Annotated in this window: 17 protein-coding genes, 1 tRNA gene and 1 riboswitch; of the genes, 7 read left to right on the forward strand and 11 right to left on the reverse strand. The window is 67.8% G+C overall.

All coding sequences use genetic code 11. From position 1 onward, the window contains the following. Positions 1 to 2: 2 nt before the first annotated feature. The 3 genes from AC4FS1_RS07005 to AC4FS1_RS07015 form a co-directional block, all read right to left on the reverse strand. On the reverse strand, positions 3 to 404 hold the full coding sequence (locus AC4FS1_RS07005) for a hypothetical protein (protein WP_491153660.1): 402 nt from the start codon (positions 402 to 404) through the stop codon (positions 3 to 5). A 441-nt stretch (positions 405 to 845) separates the two neighbouring features. Further along, positions 846 to 2,045: a hypothetical protein gene (locus AC4FS1_RS07010; protein WP_491153661.1), complete on the reverse strand. Its 1,200-nt coding sequence runs from the start codon at positions 2,043 to 2,045 to the stop codon at positions 846 to 848. Next, positions 2,008 to 2,607 carry an RNA polymerase sigma factor gene (locus AC4FS1_RS07015; RefSeq protein WP_491153663.1) on the reverse strand — a complete coding sequence of 200 codons (600 nt, stop codon included), beginning with the start codon at positions 2,605 to 2,607 and terminating at the stop codon, positions 2,008 to 2,010. Before AC4FS1_RS07015 ends, AC4FS1_RS07010 begins: the two co-directional genes overlap by 38 nt. Before the next feature lie 211 nt (positions 2,608 to 2,818). Between AC4FS1_RS07015 and AC4FS1_RS07020 the strand changes: the two genes are divergently transcribed. From AC4FS1_RS07020 to AC4FS1_RS07035, 4 genes are all read left to right on the forward strand, one after another. Then, complete coding sequence (locus AC4FS1_RS07020; protein ID WP_491153665.1) at positions 2,819 to 3,169, forward strand: PadR family transcriptional regulator; 351 nt, start codon at positions 2,819 to 2,821, stop codon at positions 3,167 to 3,169. A 305-nt stretch (positions 3,170 to 3,474) separates the two neighbouring features. Next, positions 3,475 to 4,527 carry a hypothetical protein gene (locus AC4FS1_RS07025; RefSeq protein ID WP_491153667.1) on the forward strand — a complete coding sequence of 351 codons (1,053 nt, stop codon included), beginning with the start codon at positions 3,475 to 3,477 and terminating at the stop codon, positions 4,525 to 4,527. 154 nt (positions 4,528 to 4,681) lie between these two features. Beyond that, on the forward strand, positions 4,682 to 5,137 hold the full coding sequence (locus AC4FS1_RS07030) for a DUF6578 domain-containing protein (protein ID WP_491153669.1): 456 nt from the start codon (positions 4,682 to 4,684) through the stop codon (positions 5,135 to 5,137). Next, complete coding sequence (locus AC4FS1_RS07035) at positions 5,055 to 5,249, forward strand: hypothetical protein (protein WP_491155736.1); 195 nt, start codon at positions 5,055 to 5,057, stop codon at positions 5,247 to 5,249. Before AC4FS1_RS07030 ends, AC4FS1_RS07035 begins: the two co-directional genes overlap by 83 nt. Positions 5,250 to 5,394: 145 nt before the next feature. On the opposite strand, the gene AC4FS1_RS07040 is transcribed toward AC4FS1_RS07035, so the two are convergent. Both AC4FS1_RS07040 and AC4FS1_RS07045 read right to left on the reverse strand, forming a co-directional pair. Further along, positions 5,395 to 6,096 (reverse strand): hypothetical protein, encoded by a 702-nt coding sequence (locus AC4FS1_RS07040; protein ID WP_491153670.1) that lies wholly within the window; start codon positions 6,094 to 6,096, stop codon positions 5,395 to 5,397. A 19-nt stretch (positions 6,097 to 6,115) separates the two neighbouring features. Next, positions 6,116 to 6,295 carry a DNA-binding protein gene (locus AC4FS1_RS07045; RefSeq protein WP_474591279.1) on the reverse strand — a complete coding sequence of 60 codons (180 nt, stop codon included), beginning with the start codon at positions 6,293 to 6,295 and terminating at the stop codon, positions 6,116 to 6,118. Positions 6,296 to 6,422: 127 nt separating this feature from the next. On the opposite strand from AC4FS1_RS07045, the gene AC4FS1_RS07050 reads away from it, so the two are divergent. After that, positions 6,423 to 7,007, forward strand: a complete 585-nt coding sequence (locus AC4FS1_RS07050) for a hypothetical protein (protein ID WP_491153673.1) — start codon at positions 6,423 to 6,425, stop codon at positions 7,005 to 7,007. A 63-nt stretch (positions 7,008 to 7,070) separates the two neighbouring features. Beyond that, positions 7,071 to 8,195 (forward strand): site-specific integrase, encoded by a 1,125-nt coding sequence (locus AC4FS1_RS07055; protein WP_491153674.1) that lies wholly within the window; start codon positions 7,071 to 7,073, stop codon positions 8,193 to 8,195. A gap of 25 nt (positions 8,196 to 8,220) precedes the next feature. Here AC4FS1_RS07055 and AC4FS1_RS07060 read toward each other — a convergent pair. The 6 genes from AC4FS1_RS07060 to AC4FS1_RS07085 form a co-directional block, all read right to left on the reverse strand. Continuing rightward, a tRNA-Arg gene (locus AC4FS1_RS07060) sits at positions 8,221 to 8,296 on the reverse strand. Positions 8,297 to 8,382: 86 nt separating this feature from the next. Then, on the reverse strand, positions 8,383 to 9,672 hold the full coding sequence (locus tag AC4FS1_RS07065) for a hypothetical protein (protein WP_491153675.1): 1,290 nt from the start codon (positions 9,670 to 9,672) through the stop codon (positions 8,383 to 8,385). 108 nt (positions 9,673 to 9,780) lie between these two features. Then, positions 9,781 to 10,101, reverse strand: coding sequence for a DMT family transporter (locus tag AC4FS1_RS07070; RefSeq protein WP_491153677.1), 321 nt, complete (start codon positions 10,099 to 10,101; stop codon positions 9,781 to 9,783). 8 nt (positions 10,102 to 10,109) lie between these two features. Beyond that, positions 10,110 to 10,174, reverse strand: a riboswitch (guanidine-III (ykkC-III) riboswitch). Positions 10,175 to 10,328: 154 nt separating this feature from the next. After that, positions 10,329 to 11,201 carry a CPBP family intramembrane glutamic endopeptidase gene (locus AC4FS1_RS07075; RefSeq protein ID WP_491153679.1) on the reverse strand — a complete coding sequence of 291 codons (873 nt, stop codon included), beginning with the start codon at positions 11,199 to 11,201 and terminating at the stop codon, positions 10,329 to 10,331. Then, positions 11,198 to 11,932, reverse strand: coding sequence for a tRNA (guanosine(46)-N7)-methyltransferase TrmB (gene trmB / locus AC4FS1_RS07080; RefSeq protein ID WP_491153681.1), 735 nt, complete (start codon positions 11,930 to 11,932; stop codon positions 11,198 to 11,200). The genes AC4FS1_RS07075 and trmB overlap by 4 nt, the downstream gene beginning before the upstream one ends. Positions 11,933 to 12,037: 105 nt before the next feature. Beyond that, entirely contained in the window at positions 12,038 to 12,871 is an 834-nt protein-coding gene (locus AC4FS1_RS07085; RefSeq protein ID WP_491153682.1) for a DUF3097 domain-containing protein, read from the reverse strand. A gap of 114 nt (positions 12,872 to 12,985) precedes the next feature. Here AC4FS1_RS07085 and AC4FS1_RS07090 point away from each other — a divergent pair, with 114 nt between their 5' ends. Next, on the forward strand, positions 12,986 to 15,040 hold the full coding sequence (locus AC4FS1_RS07090; RefSeq protein ID WP_491153684.1) for a TPM domain-containing protein: 2,055 nt from the start codon (positions 12,986 to 12,988) through the stop codon (positions 15,038 to 15,040). Positions 15,041 to 15,048 lie beyond the last annotated feature (8 nt).

Raw genomic sequence — 15,048 nt, forward strand, 5'->3', positions numbered from 1 at the left:
CACTATTGGAAGTCTTCGGGGCCCTCTTTGGACGATGGTCGGGTCGAAATCGGTCGCTTACTGAGCGCCTGGCGGCTCAGACCCGACCACGTGGATAGCAGCGCCCACGAGACGTCGACTCGTCGCAGAGCGTGCACCAACTCGTCGCGTTCCCGAAGAAGGGCGAGTTCCGCTCGGTGCAGCTTCTCGAGCTGGCGTGAGATGTCACGAAGCCGCGAGAGTCCGTCTTCGCGGCCACCCCACACGAGTCGGAGATCTCGCTGTGCTGCGACCGAGCGCTCCGCTTCCACCAGCGCCTTTGCTCGCTCACGTGCCACCTCGGCGGCCGCGTCGTTCGCCTCTCGTTGCCGGCGATATGCTTCCTCGCGTCGCGCTCTTGGCTTCGTATACCTGCTTCGTGCCATGCAACCTGGTTTACACGGCATCCCAGACATTGCAAGGAATCAGGAGTCGCTCACTCAAAGTGCCTGCGTGCATTGCTCATAGGGCTGCTCTCAACTTCTGCCCGCTGTCGTCGTGCGTCGTGGTGGAGGATCTTGCGGTCGCCGATGTTGTCTTGACTTGGTGCGACCAGTTCGTTCTCGTGCCATCGCATCTTGTTGCATATGACGCACCTTGCCGCGAATCAGGTTCGGGCAGGTCTTGCGGACATCAGCCCCGCCACTGGTGCGCCTCTTCATGAACGCCAGCGATGAAGGACCCCTCTGCGGACGTTTGGACGGGGTCACCTTTCCCTGTGGCGGACAGGAGTCAGGTGAGGTCGATCTGGGCGGTGGGCGGAAGCGTGATGTCGGACGGGCTGATGGGCTGCACGCTGGATTGGTTGTTCACCGACACACCCTCGGTCACATGCTGCAGGTGGACACGTCGGTCGGCGCAGCGTCGACGATCTCGGTCGTGACAGCCGTCCATCCAACAGTGGTGCCAGCGGCTGGGTCGTCGCCCGCGGCTATGGCGCCGTAGCCTTCTAGCGCTATCGTCCGCTCTCCGATGAATTGTCCGGTTGCGGGGTCGATGATGATCTCTTGTCGGAAGCTATTGTTCGTTTCATCACGCCCGATGGCCGTGCCGGTGCTTCCGTTGAGGGTCGCCTGTTCGTCTGTGATGGTCACGCCCGGGATCAGCGCGGCCGCCTGATACATGGCGGCGCGGTATTCAGCCGGCACGGCGCCCCCCCGGAGGGTGTCCGCGATCCAGACAAGTGCTTCGCCGTCGGGGGACGGGCCTTGCCCCGTGGTCAGACGATAGATCTCGGCAAGTAGCTCGCTTGGTTCCAAGGGAAGCTGGCTGAAGTCATCGCTCGATCCACCCGGGACGGAGAACCCGTTCCACGGGTCGCTGATCTTGACCCCCCCGTCTGGCAATTCGTACTTGATTCTCCCGGCGGGCAGTTCAATCAGGTTCCCGATGGGCCCTTCCGTAAATATGGGGCTCTGCTTCGCCGCTAGCTCGGATTTCGGGCCGAAGGTCTGGGCCACGCTAGTCCGGCACTGGATCCGCCACCAGGTGTCGTTGCGATCCGCGGGGCGGAACAATTCCAACTGCTCCCGTGCCATGAAGTACTGAGCCTCGACCGTGTTGAGATCCTCCACCGCGCCGTCCACGCGAGCGGCGTCTACGTCCTCGTCGAGATATGCCTGTGTCATGTACACGGCGTCAGTGCGCACGCGCAAAAACTGCCCGGGGCTCAGCGTGGGGTCGGTGACTTGGAGGGTGGCGATGGCGGCGGCGTTCAGTGCGTCGGCGGCTGCCGGATCGGCTCCGCCATGCCAGCCTCCGATTCCGAACAAGTTGCCGCTAACGAGCGCGACGGTCAGGGCGCCGGCGCCCAGAGCAGAGAACCCGGTCCACGCCACAGTGCGGCGTCGACGGCGCCGCAGCGGCAAAGGGGTGAAGGATGTGTCGTCCCCTACAGCTGAAAACGGCGCGTACGGTGTTTCTGCCTCGATCTGAGCGAACAGCGCCGCCCGCCCGCGAGCAACACTCGCCGGAGTGCGCTCGGGGATATCAGTCCGCGCTCGGCGCAGGAGCGAGATTTCGTCCATGGCTCTGTTCCTTCTCTTGATTCAAAATCGGTTCGACAGCAGCGCGCAGCTTGCGGCGCACGCGGTTCAGTCGTGAACGGACGGTGCCGACCGGAACGCTCAGCGCTTCGCTGATGCCCTCGTAATCGAGATCCCCGAACGTGTGCAGCAGAAGGGTGTCGCGGTCGCCGGCAGGTAGGCGGGCGAGTGCTCTGCCGAGGCGGCGGGTGAGGCGCTTCGCGTCGAGGCGAGCGTCGGCGGCGTCAATCTGGTCAATGTCGGTGCGGGCCAAGTCCGACGCGAGCATGCCCCGCCACGCCTTCGCTTCCGTCCGCGCGTGCTGCCGCATCAGTGTGGTGGCAATCCCGAGCAACCACGGGCGCGCGTCCTCGCTGCCCGTGAAGGCTCGCCGGCGCGTGAACGCGACGAGAAACGTCTCCGAGGCGATGTCATCCGCCTCGCCCGCACCGATCCGACGGGCCGCATAGCGAAAGATGACGCGCTCGTGCCGGTCGTACAGCTCGGCGAACGCCGCTGGCTGCTCGAGGGAGCGGCGGATGATCTCGCCGTCGTGGGTGGTCACACTAAGTATTGTCCGATTCGGCCACTTGAGTTCACGGCAGATTTCTGCGGCCCGGCCGAGGTGACTCGTTCGCGGTAGCCGATCGGTCACCGCGACGCTCCCGATTTTGCCTCTCGAGGTCAGATCGAACGTGGATGACTTGAGTCCTTCTCGTCATTGGTGCATAGAGGAACGGCTAGCATATTCTTGTTTCTGGAATATGCTTGAGTTCATGAGCGCTTCCTTGTCGCAACCATCGTTCTGGATCCTTACTGCTCTCGCTTCGGGGCGGCGGCACGGTTATGAGATTCTCAGGGAAACGACGAAAGCTACTGGCGGTCGGGTCTCGTTGAAGGTGGCTAGCTTGTATGCGGCACTGGAGAGGCTTGAGTCGGAAGGTTCGATCGCACCGGACGGTGAAGAGATCGTGGCTGGCCGCGCGCGTCGGTACTTCGTGATCACGGAGGGCGGCGCAGCGCGATTGTCGGCGGAGGTCGATCTCATGGAACGGTCTGCTCGAGCGGCGCGGACGCGACTCGCCGTGCATGGGTTTGCTCAGACGCCGGCGGGGGGATTCGCGTGACAAGCCCCCAGAAGCAGGACGAGTTTCAGCGACCGTTGCGCTGGTATCCGGCATGGTGGCGGCGGGCAAATGGTGACGTGTTCGTCGATAGCTTGCGGGATCACGCGGATCACGAACGCCGCACCGCTCCGTCACGGGCCGACCGGTTCTCTGCGTTCGTCAACGGAGTGGGTCTCCGTTTGGATGCGCGGGTGGCGTTGTGGACGTCGTTGCTAGCAATAGCGCTCGGTGCTTTGTCCTGGATAGGACTCTTGGCAGGCGTGAGCGGTGGGCCCGGCCCCGGTTGGGTGGTTTGGCTTGCAAGCATGAGCGTGGCTCCGATGCTGGCCGCGTTCGGGTTGGTCGCGGTCGCCAGGGAGCGACGGTGGGTCACGCCGCCACGTGCACTCCTTGTTCTCCCCGTACTTCTGTTAGCGCTGTTGCTCGCCGCGTTAGCGCAGTTGTCCTGGGCGTGGGGTTTCCGCCTTGCTGACGCTAATCAGCCCGAGACCGGTCTGGCAGCGGCGTGGGGCGTGCTCTTCGTATCGGCTTGGGTCGTCGGGGCTGCGGGCATTGGGCTTGGTGTCGACGGACTCTTCTACCGAACCCGTTGGCCATGGTTCGGCCGGCTCCCTCTGGCCGCCCTCGCCGGCGCGGTGGCCGCACCCGCCCTGGGCCTGTCCCTCATCAATCCCACGTTGTCGACCGTAACTGCGGCAATCGTCGCGATCGTGGCTCTTCGGACGATCAGCAGCCGGCGCGTCCCACTCTCTTCTCCGTCGGTCGCACCGAACAGATCGCGGCCTTCCGAGGTTCGAGGCGCAGTCCGCTGGCTCACCGTCATGAGCGCTGTCTTCGGCGCGGTGGGAGTCGCATATGCGTTCACTGGTGCCGGGTGGTCGGCGGGCGCCGTTGACACAACCATCGCGATGGGCCAGGGCATCACGATTCTCCTCGCCGCAGCGATCCCGCTTCTGACGGCGATCGCTCTTATCGTCCCGACACGCCACCATCGGGTAGCGGTTTGGGGGCCGCTCGGCCTCGTAGTCCTCGGTCTCACAGCCGTCGCCATCGCATACGTTTACGCGCCCGCGGGCCCGCAGATGCCTCTCTGGATGAGCTTGTCGGCTGCCCTTGTCGGCGCTGCTGTCGCCTGGTGGAGCATCCCACGCCTGCGCGGAGCCCTTTCCGTCCGAGTCACTGTCGGCGCCGCCCTGGGCCTCGGGTACGCGGCACTGTTCGGCATGACGGTCGTTCCGATGCTCGCCTTCTCCGTCCCAATCGTGGCGATCATCCTCGCGATCGTGTTCGCCAGATCTCGTCCGAAGACCACGCAGATCGCTCTTCGCGAGCAGGCCGAAATGTCCACCCCATTCTGATCAACCCGCTGCGATAGGCAACATGCAGTTCGCCTGAGTCATCCCCAAAGATGCCCCCGACCCATCGCTAGAACGCAAAAACTGCTGGCGCGCATGCCGATCCGCGAATGCGTCAACCCTGTGCGAACGAACGGGTCGGGTTAGCGTTGCGGCTATGACGCGCGTGTGGCTGACCGAGTGGGAGTGGGCGTGCTGCGGTGATCCGTTCGCCGTGGGAGACGAGGTCGAATTCGGTATCGAGTCGCGGACCGCGTACCCGGCCCTGACTGACGTCCTCGGTCCGGAGGTCCTCGCCACGGTGGATGCGATGGAGTCGCACCACGAGGAGGAGTTTCCCGATCGGGTGCGCGGCCGAGTGGTGGCGGTTTACACGGTTACGCGCGAGGTCATAGAACGACCGTCATTGCGCAGACCCGGCCACGGCGCACCGCCGGACGCGACCATGCCCGCCCGACGGCGGCGAGTGGCCGATGGTCGGTCGCGCGTCCGGAGAAGGCGTGTTCTGGGGTACGCGACCGTCGCGGTACATGATCGAGATCGTGCCATTGCCCGGGACTGCCATGCTGACGCCGACGCGAGGCGTCGGGCAAGCCATCACCGATCAAACTGAGCAACTCTCGTCAGCCGTGGACCCCGCTGCCGATCCACCACCCGAGCAGCGTCGACGCACGCTAGCGGGCTGGCTGGTCGACGTCCAAGAGCAGGCGCAAGAAGTTCGCTGACCGATCCCCTTGCGGCATGGGGACTCGCGATCGACTGAATAGCCGCGGTCGTCGGCCGCTTGCTTCGCCTGCGCTCTGCTAGCGATTGCTCACTCGTTGCTGACCAGAGATTCCTCGTCGGCCACTGGGGTGCACGTCGATGCGGCTACGCGGCGTTTGCACGGGGACGGTAGTCGCATACTGCGCAGGTGCCGTCGACGACGAGCTTGTGGCCATCGACGGCACAGTCCCAACCCAAGCCGGGGATCGTGTTCTGGCGGGCCTCGTGTGCCGTTCTGGCGCGCGCACAGGCACCGCAGGGGTTCGATGTGCCGGTCGGATGCTTCGAGCAGAAAGAGGAGTCTGCGTGACGCGTGACGTGACGCGTCACGTAGGCACCCCTTCTTGTTGTCTCGCTTAAAGAGCCTGAGCCTAGGTTCGCCGTCACGTCACGCGTCGCGTTATGCGTCACGTCACGCATGGCTCGTGGCTCGTGTGCGGTCGCTCGGTCGGACTCGAGGTTCGGACCCCTCAGGCGGTCGCGATACGCCTGCTGGCGGCGCTTGGCGGCGTCTCGGTAGCGGTGGATCTCTTCGGCGGTGGACTGGTGGAGATCATCCGACCAGCCGGCCAGGAGGTAGCCGTCCTCCACACGCGACCACAGGCCGGCGGCCTCCAACTCGTCAAAGGCATCCTGGTCATCGCCGTCGGGATGAAGGTACTTCGTGTAGCGAGCTGGTACTGCTCCGTCGGTTCCTTGCCCGTTGCACCACATCAGTGCGCCGGCGAGGACGCGGAACGCGCGGTCGCTCAGCTTGTCGATTCGGAGGCTGCCCAGCCACTCGGCGGGCAGTCGCGCGTCGACCATGACCGTCGGGTGGTCCGGATCAGGGCTCGACGCCGAAGATCCTCAGCAGCGCCGCGCGGGGGATCATCCGGCGCGGCCCGAGCTGGACGGTGGGGATCGTGCCGCGCTCCACCCCGAGCTTGATGGTCCGATACTCGACGCCTACCAGCAGGGCAGCGTCCTTGTACGTGAGGGCGAGTGAGTTCTGCGAGCGGTTCATTTCTTCTCCTTCGTGAGCCACCTTTGTCAGCGCATGCGCACACCGTAGCACCGAACTGAACCATATGTGTCATGAATGCGTCATGTCATACCTTGTTCGGCAAGTGGATGCCTGAGATACTGGGCGCATGGTGCACCTCGAGAACGTCGACGTCAGCGACGAGCGCGTCGACGTGGGCAACGGGGTGAGTGTTCCGGCGTCGTGGACGATCGTGCTCCGCGGCGAACCGGGGGTGCCCGGCGCCGTTCGTGTGCACGTCGCCTTCGACGCACGCCTGAGTCGCACGGTCGCCGCGGAGGTGAGGGTTCTCCGCGAGGGCGACGGGGATGAGGTGACCAGCCTGACCTTGCGCGAGGTGCGTGTGCAGTACGCGCTCCAGGCGAGCGGTTTGCAGGTATCCGCAGTCGCTGAGCCAGACCACCCGGTCGCAACAGGCGCCGACTATCTTCGACGCATGCAGGAACGCGAAGACCGCGACCTGACGGCCAGTGTTGTGGACGCGTCGACAACCTATCGGCTGGCGGCGGTCATCAATCTGCCGCCACTGAAGGCAGTGGCCGACTGCCTGGGCGTGAGTCAGAGCACGGCAACACGACTGATGAACCGGGCGCGCTTCGAAGGACTCGCACCCGGAATCGATCTCCCGGATACATCCGCGACCGGACCCTTCACGGGCGCACCAGCACCCGGCGGACCCTCAATCGGCAGGTAGGTGGACCGGTGCTGAGTCGCCCCAACGAACACACAACCGTTCAGTTCAAGGAGGTGTGGGGCGATGGGTAGCATTCACCCCTACACAACCGCGGCGGGCAAGCGCATGTACCGGATCAGCTATCGAGCGCCCGACCAGTCGCAGCGCACCAAGCGCGGATTCCGGACCAAGCGCGACGCGGAACTCGCGCTCGCCCAGGTCGCGATCGCCAAGAGCCGCGGCGAGTTCATCGATCCGACCGCCGCCGCGGTGACCGTCGACACGATGGGGGAGGAGTGGCTCCAGCAGCGGCGGGGTGTCCTGAAGCCGTCTTCGTTCCGGCCGCTTGAGTCTGCGTGGCGGAAGCACGTCCAGCCGAAGTGGGGCGCGCGCACGGTGGGCAGCATTCGACACTCCGAGGTGCAATCGTGGGTTTCCGCGATGACGGGTGGATCGACCACAGTGAGGCGTGCGCAGGGAATTCTCGCTGGCATTCTCGACGGCGCAGTCCACGACCGCCGCCTCTCGCGCAACGTCGCCCGCGATATTGCTCTGCCGATCAAGACCCGCAGTGGACGCAGGCACTACCTCGATCACGCTCAAGTGCAGACCCTCGCAGACCACGCCAGACACCCCACGCTCGTGCTCTTCCTGGCCTACACGGGCCTGCGATGGGGCGAGGCCACCGCACTCCGCATCCGGCACGTCGACACGCTCAGGCGTCGCGTGAACGTCGAGGAGAACGCGGTGCTCGTGTCGTCCGAGGTTCACGTCGGCACTCCCAAGACGCACCGCTCCCGCTCTGTGCCCTATCCCGAGTTCCTCGCATTGCCACTCGCGCAGCTCGCTGAGGGAAAGGCCCGCGATCAACTGCTGTTCGGCAATGGGTCAGAACACGTCAAGCTGCCGGCGTCGCGCAACGGATGGTTCACGGTCGCCGTCCGTGCGGCGCAGGAAGACGATCCGACATTCCCGAGGGTCACACCCCACGACCTGCGACACACGGCCGCGAGCCTCGCTGTGCAAGCCGGGGCGCACGTGAAGGCGGTACAGCGGATGCTTGGCCACGCGTCCGCCGCGATGACTCTCGATGTGTACGCGGATCTGTTCGATGACGATCTCGACGCGGTCGCGGCAGCTCTCGATCAGGCGAAGCGCTCCGCAAATGTTGTCACCGCGTTGTCACGAGAAAGGGATCGCAAGGCCTGAACGGCCCGCGATCCCTTGTCCCGACTGGTGCCCCCGACTGGAATCGAACCAGCGACCTTTGGTACCGGAAACCAACGCTCTATCCCCTGAGCTACGGAGGCGTACTGATCGAGGTTATCACCGGCGCAGGGCCGGTCCCGTCCGCGGGAGGGTTCACGCCGCCTCCCCCCGGCGCGCACCTCACGCCTCACGGGTGGTTGATCGTCCACAGCAGCCACACGGCGACCACCTGCAGCGCGAGGCATCCGGCAAGGATGCCGACGCGGCGGCGTGGCGTCGCCGTCAGGCGCTCGTCGCCCAGCAGGGGCGACAGCGGCGCCAGCAGCCGGAACGTGCTGCTCTGCGGCAGGAAGACCGCGAACAGATACAGGCCGTAGCTGAGCGTGTACGCGACGATGACCACCCCGAGTCGGCGCACCGACCGTGACCACAGCAACGCCGCGAACCCGGCCAGAAGCGCTACGACGAGCGCGATCCCGATCACCCCCAGGTGGGTGCCGGCCTGACGGAACCACGGCGTGAACGGCACGAACGGGTCATTGCCGACCGACCCGAGCCACCATCCGAGCTCCGTGCGGATATAGGCGTTGTCGACACCGGTCTTGCGCTCCGCGATCACCGTCCACGCCAGCCCCGCCGCCGCGGTCGACGTGCCGGCGAGGAACAGACCGATCACCTGCGCGGGAGGGAACGGGTCGACACGGCGGCGCAGCATCCGCACGGCGAACAGGATGCCGAGGGCCAGCGCGAGCGCGAGCGCCCCCGGCCGCGTGAACGCGGCGATCACGCCGAGCGGGCCGATCCACACGTAGCGGCGGTCGACGGCGAGGACGAGGGCGGCGAAGGTCAGCAAGAGCGCGAGCCCGTCGCTGTACCCGAGCACGTAGACGAACGCCAGCGGCGCGAAGGAGAAGAACGTGACCCCCCACCAGGCCGCTCGGGGATTGGTCACCCGGCGGAGGAGGACGAACAGCATCCACGTGGCGCCGAGGCTCGCGATGATCGCTACCGTGACGGCTACGAGTTGCCACGGCACTCCCGTGGCGTCGTGCCCGTACCGCGTCAGGTAAGGAAACACGGGGAGAAAAGCCCAGTTGTTCGGCATGATGTCGCCGGATTCGTTGACGGGCAAGCGGTCGGGGTAGCCCTCCATCGCGATCGTGCCGTAGCGATCGGCGTCCCAACCGGTGAGGAAGTCGAGGAACGTGCCGACGCGGCGGTCGTCCGGTCCGAACCCCCAGCGGGCGGCGCGGGCCATCGCGTAGAAGCCGAACAGCAGCGAGAGATTCACCGTGCGGGCGGTCACCCACAGCGTCACGATCCGCGCGACGTCCCGCCGCTCGATCGGCTCCACGCCGCGCGGCGACCGCAGGAGGTCCGCGGCGGCGAGGCGCAGCATCCGTACGGGGCGGGACCGGCGGGGGGAACGGAGCGGGGATCGGACAGAGGCGGGGCGGTCGCTCGGCAGGGTGCTCACACGGAACCTTTCGCGGGGGTCCGCCGCATCCTGCCAGCGGCGTGTGCCCGACCGGTGAACCGCGGGTGGCGCGACGGTGACGCGGTGCGGAGTCCCGGATGCCGCGGGTCAGTGGTCGCTGACGAGCTTGAGCCCGACGATGCAGCCGACGAGACCCAAGATGAGGAGGACCTTGATCAGCGACACGGCTTCGGCGCCGGTGAGCATGCCGTAAACGACGGTGAGGGATGCTCCGATCCCGACCCACACCGCATATCCCGTGCCCGTGGGGATCTCGCGCAACGACCACGCCAGCCCGCCCATGCTCGCTACCACGGCGACCCCGAAGATCACGGTGGGCCACAGTTTCGTGAAGCCTTCGGACTTGCCCAGTGCGGTCGCCCAGACCGCTTCGAGCACTCCGGAGACGATGAGAACGATCCACGACATGACAGCTCCTCGGCCAGTCTTGTCGCTTACCGGGTACTGATCCCTCGTCCGGGGATGCGGTCGGCATCCGCTCCCAGGCTACCCACGTGCCCTGTGCACCCCCTGCGCGCCCGTCGCTGAAGCGAGAAACGACGTTCGGGGTGAGACACAACGCCTCGCGTCGTTTCTCGTCCGGAACGTCGTTTCTCGCGGGCGGGGCGGGGGCGTGCGCGCGGGCGGGGCGGGGGCTAGAGGAGGAAGATCGGGAGGAGGCCGGGGTTGTGGGCGTGCACGAGAACGCCGAAGACGACCGCGTCGAAGAGCAGATGCACGGTGACGACGTATCCGAGGGAGCGGGTGCGGAGGAAGAGGACCGCCTGCACGAGCGCGAACGGGATGGTGAGCGCCGGCCCCCACGCCTGGTAGCCGAGCTCCCACAGGAACGACACGAACACGACGGTCTGCAGCAGGTTCGCCAGCCAGTCGGGGAAGTGCCGGCGCAGCAGCACGAACACGGTGCAGATGAAGAACAGCTCGTCCCAGATCCCTACCGCGCCGACACCGACGAACAGCCGCGCGATCATCTCGGGGGTATCCACGACCGGCCAGTTCATGTACACGCCGGAGGTGATGAAGTAGAACGGCAGGATCAGCCACCCGAGCGCGAGCACGGCGACGAGCCAGCCCCACTGCAACGGCGTCCATCGCCCGCCCCCGCGCCAGGGGAAGCGGATGGCGTAGTCGCGGTACACGTAGCGCGAGATCACGTAGGGCACGACCACCGCTCCCCCGAGCGCCAGACCGAACCTCACCATCGCGAGGTTGTCCAGCTCGGCCTTCAGCGGGATGGCACTGACGATCAGCTGCCCGAGAGCGATGAGCGACAGGTCACGCAGCAGGCTCGGCGGCTCGTCGGCACCGCCGCGGCGAAGGGATGCGGTGCCCGCACGCCGGTCGACGAGCCAGGCGCCGACGAGGGCTGCGGCCAGGAGAATCCACCCCAGCCACGCGATCTGCAGAACGAAGAACGCCGGCGCCGCGAGGCATACGAGAAGCGCGGGGCCGAGCGCCCACGACAGGGCCGGCCGGACCGGGACCGCCGCGTCGGCGTGCGCGGTCATGCTCCCACCCGGCGGTAGGTCAGGTCTCGGATGTCCCGCCCCGCGCGCGCGCCCTTACGCTCGAACGCCGTGAGCACGCGTGCCTCGAACCGCTCCGCCCAGTCGCCGTCGAAGGCGCGCTCGAACAGGGGCGACGCGTCGAGGACGTCGCGCATCTGGCGTGCGTAATCCTCCCAGTCCGTTGCGAGGCGCAGCATCCCCCCGGGCTTCAGGGCGGAGCCGACCACAGGAGGGAATTCGGGGGCCACCAGGCGCCGCTTGGTGTGCTTGTTCTTGTGCCACGGGTCGGGGAAGAACACCCACACCTCGTCGACGGATGCTGCGGGGAGGAGATGCGCGAGCACCTCCGGCGCGTTCGCCTCCACGAGGCGCAGGTTGCGCACGCCGGCACGGTCCGCGTCGAGCATCGTGCGCGCGAGGCCGGCCTTGAACACCTCCACGGCGAGGAAGTCGGTGTCGGGGTGCGCCGCTGCCGCGTGCACGATCGCGTGACCCTGACCCGAGCCGACCTCGACGATCAGGGGCGCCGTCCTCCCCCACACCACCGTGGGGTCGATCTCGGAGCCGGCGCGTACGCTCGTCGCCGCAGCATCCCGCGGCGCCTCCAGAAGGTAGAACGGCGACAGGTCGGCCCAGGCGCGTTCCTGCCCGTCGGACATGCGGCCGCTGCGGCGTACGAACGACACCGGACGGTCGCGGAAGACGCCGGGCGCGGCGGGAGGAGCGGGCATACCGTCCAGGCTACCGAGGCCGCCCGTGGCGTCCGCATCGGCTGCTGCCGCCCGTGCGGCGGAGGGTGAGACCGCCGAGCGGCCGGACGCGCGACCGGCCATCGCCTACGCCGTCACGAAATCGATGAGTTCCTCGACCCGGCCGAGGAGCGCGGGCTCCAGGTCGCGGTACGACGAAACCTTGGCGAGGATGCGCTGCCACGCGCGCCCGAGGTCGGCCTGGTCGTCCGCGGGCCAGCCGAGGGCGCGGCAGACGCCGACCTTCCACTCGATCGACCGCGGCACCTCGGGCCAGCGTTCGATCCCGAGCGAGGACGGGCGCACGCACTGCCACACGTCCACGAACGGGTGCCCGACGATCCGCACGTGCGCCCCGTGCTTCCCCCGCGCGATCGCCTGGGCGACGCGCGTCTCCTTCGACCCCGGAACGAGATGGTCGACCAGCACCCCGTAACGACGCTCGGCGCTGGGCGGTTCGGCATCCAGGACGTCGGCGAGAAGATCGACACCTTGCAGGTACTCCACGACCACGCCCTCCACGCGCAGGTCGTGGCCCCACACCTTCTCCACGAGTTCGGCATCGTGGCGACCCTCGACGAGGATGCGGCTGGGCCGGGCCACACGCGCGCGGGCATCTTCGACGGCGAAGGAACCGGATGCGGTGCGCTTCGGACCGGCGGGCGCGACCGGTTTCGGCGCCGTCAGCACCACAGCAGCGCCATCCACGAGGAATCCCGCGCCTAAAGGGAACAGACGCCGCTTGCCGTGGCGGTCTTCCAGTTCCACCGTTCCGGAGGCGACCTTCGTCACCGCTCCGCAGAAGCCGTCGCCGGCCACTTCCACCACCAGCTCGCGCTCCGCCGGTACCTGGGGCACCACCTTGCGCCCGGCATCGCGCCATCCTTTGGCGAGCACGTCGGTGCCGTAGCGATCGTCCATTGCACCCCTCCTCGAATCCCCGACCCTAACCCGGGCGACCTGGCGGCCGACAGGACCACGCCGCGCGCCAGCGCAACCGCTATCCGCATATTCGTGGTCCTGCATAGACTCGAAGTGGCTGTTTCCGCCCACACCAGGAGAACGATGCGCGCGCGCTGGTCTGCAGTACTGGTCTCGACGCTCGCCGTGGCGATCGGGCTGGCGGCCGCGCCCGCCGCGTCAGCGACCGACCCCCTCCCGCTCGGCAGCGAGTCGGTGCTCGACCAAGCCGGTGTGCTCAGCCCGGGCGCGCGGGATGAGGCCGAGAGCCGCCTCGCGCAGCTGTCGGACGAAACCGACGTCGATCTGTGGGCGGTTTTCGTCGACGACTTCACCGACCCCTCCGACGCGGAGGACTGGGCGAACACGACCGCCGATCTCAATAACCTCGGCCCCAACCAGTACCTCCTGGCGGTCGCCGTCGACGGGCGCGCCTTCTACCTCTCCGGATTCTCCGAAGGGCCGGTGTCGTTCGATCAGCTCGGCGCGATCGAGCAGCAGCGCATCCAGCCGATGCTGAGCGACGAGAACTGGGCCGGCGCGATCGACGCGGCCGCCGACGGACTCACGGACGCGGTCGGCGGGGGCACCGGGGGCACCGGCGCCGCCGCATCCGGCGGGATGAACTGGTCGCTCATCGGACTGGTCGTCCTGCTCGTCGCCGTCTTCGCCGGCGTGCTGATCTGGCTCGCCGCTCGCCGGCGCAAGGGCGCCGCATCCGGTCCGCCTCCCGCGGAGCAACTGAGCCTGGAGGAACTCGAACGACGTTCCGGCTCGGCGCTAGTCGCCACCGACGACGCGGTGAAGGCGAGTGAGCAAGAACTCGGGTTCGCCCGCGCGCAGTTCGGCGACGAGGCCGTGACGGAATTCGCGAGCGTGCTCGCCAAAGCGAAGGCCGACCTCGATCGTGCGTTCTCCCTGCAGCAGTTGCTCGACGACGCGACCGCCGACACCGAACAGCAGGTGCGGGCCTGGCGCGGCGAGATCCTCGCCCTGACCGCAGCGGCCAACGAAGCACTCGACGAGAAGGCCGAGTCCTTCGATGCCCTGCGCGATCTGGAGCGCAACGCCCCGCAAGAACTCGCCCGGACCCAGCAGGAGCGAGCGGCGGTGGCGGATGCTGTCGCCGCGGCCGAGGCACGGCTCACCGCGCTGCACGCCGAATACGCCGACGAGGCCCTCGCCACGGTCGCGGACAATCCCGCCCAGGCGCGGGAACGGATCGCGTTCGCCGACGCGCAGCTTGCCGAGGCGCAGTCCGACCTCGGTGCGGGGCGTGCCGGTGAGGCCGCGGTGGGCATCCGCGCCGCCCAGGAAGCCGTCGCGCAGGCGAAGCTCCTCGAGGACGCCGTGGAACGGGTCGGCGCCGACCTGGCCGCCGCGGGCACCCGTGCCGCGACACTCCTGCGCGAGGTGGAGAACGACATCACGGCCGCATCGGGTCTGCCGGACCCGAACGGGCAGATCGCCGTGGCCGTGGCCGCCGCCCGCGAGCAACTCGTGCGGGGACGTCAGGCCCTGTCCTCCGCCGGCCGCAGACCGCTGGAGGCTCTCGCCGGGCTGGATGCCGCGAACGCGGCGCTGGACGCGGCCATCGCCGAGGGCCGGGATGCGGCCGAACGCCGGCGCCGTGCGGAGCAGCAGATCGACCAGACGCTCCTCCAGGCACGCGCACAGGTCTCCGCGACGGAGGACTTCATCGGCGCTCGCCGCGGGGCCGTGGGCGCCGAAGCGCGCACGCGCCTGGCCGAAGCGAACGCCTCGCTTGCACAGGCCGAGCAGTTGCGCGCATCGGACGCGGCTGCTGCCCTTGCCGCGGCGCAGCGCGCCGCGCAGCTCGCCGCATCCGCTGCCCGCGCCGCACAGGACGACGTCGGGGCCTTCGGCGGCGGCTACGGGCAGGGCTCCGGCGGTGGTTCCGGCGGCGACGGCATGATGGGCGCCATCCTCGGCGGCATCGTGCTCAACTCGATCCTGGGCGGCGGAGGCAGCCGAGGGGGCGGGTTCGGCGGTGGCTTCGGCGGCGGGTCGTCTCGCGGAGGCGGCTTCGGCGGCGGCGGTCGCAGCCGGAGCGGAGGCGGCGGTTTCGGCGGAGGATCCCGTTCTCGCCGAGGAGGTGGCCGCTTCTGACGTCCCGC

The organism is Microbacterium sp. Z12_35 (genome assembly GCF_058310475.1).

Bases quoted from the DNA above. Each gene is read 5' to 3' on its own strand.
- AC4FS1_RS07005 (WP_491153660.1), bottom strand. From the start codon at position 404: ATGGCACGAAGCAGGTATACGAAGCCAAGAGCGCGACGCGAGGAAGCA.
- AC4FS1_RS07010 (WP_491153661.1), bottom strand. From the start codon at position 2,045: ATGGACGAAATCTCGCTCCTGCGCCGAGCGCGGACTGATATCCCCGAG.
- AC4FS1_RS07020 (WP_491153665.1), top strand. From the start codon at position 2,819: ATGAGCGCTTCCTTGTCGCAACCATCGTTCTGGATCCTTACTGCTCTC.
- AC4FS1_RS07025 (WP_491153667.1), top strand. From the start codon at position 3,475: ATGAGCGTGGCTCCGATGCTGGCCGCGTTCGGGTTGGTCGCGGTCGCC.
- AC4FS1_RS07030 (WP_491153669.1), top strand. From the start codon at position 4,682: ATGACGCGCGTGTGGCTGACCGAGTGGGAGTGGGCGTGCTGCGGTGAT.
- AC4FS1_RS07035 (WP_491155736.1), top strand. From the start codon at position 5,055: ATGATCGAGATCGTGCCATTGCCCGGGACTGCCATGCTGACGCCGACG.
- AC4FS1_RS07040 (WP_491153670.1), bottom strand. From the start codon at position 6,096: ATGGTCGACGCGCGACTGCCCGCCGAGTGGCTGGGCAGCCTCCGAATC.
- AC4FS1_RS07045 (WP_474591279.1), bottom strand. From the start codon at position 6,295: ATGAACCGCTCGCAGAACTCACTCGCCCTCACGTACAAGGACGCTGCC.
- AC4FS1_RS07050 (WP_491153673.1), top strand. From the start codon at position 6,423: ATGGTGCACCTCGAGAACGTCGACGTCAGCGACGAGCGCGTCGACGTG.
- AC4FS1_RS07055 (WP_491153674.1), top strand. From the start codon at position 7,071: ATGGGTAGCATTCACCCCTACACAACCGCGGCGGGCAAGCGCATGTAC.
- AC4FS1_RS07070 (WP_491153677.1), bottom strand. From the start codon at position 10,101: ATGTCGTGGATCGTTCTCATCGTCTCCGGAGTGCTCGAAGCGGTCTGG.
- AC4FS1_RS07075 (WP_491153679.1), bottom strand. From the start codon at position 11,201: ATGACCGCGCACGCCGACGCGGCGGTCCCGGTCCGGCCGGCCCTGTCG.
- trmB (WP_491153681.1), bottom strand. From the start codon at position 11,932: ATGCCCGCTCCTCCCGCCGCGCCCGGCGTCTTCCGCGACCGTCCGGTG.
- AC4FS1_RS07085 (WP_491153682.1), bottom strand. From the start codon at position 12,871: ATGGACGATCGCTACGGCACCGACGTGCTCGCCAAAGGATGGCGCGAT.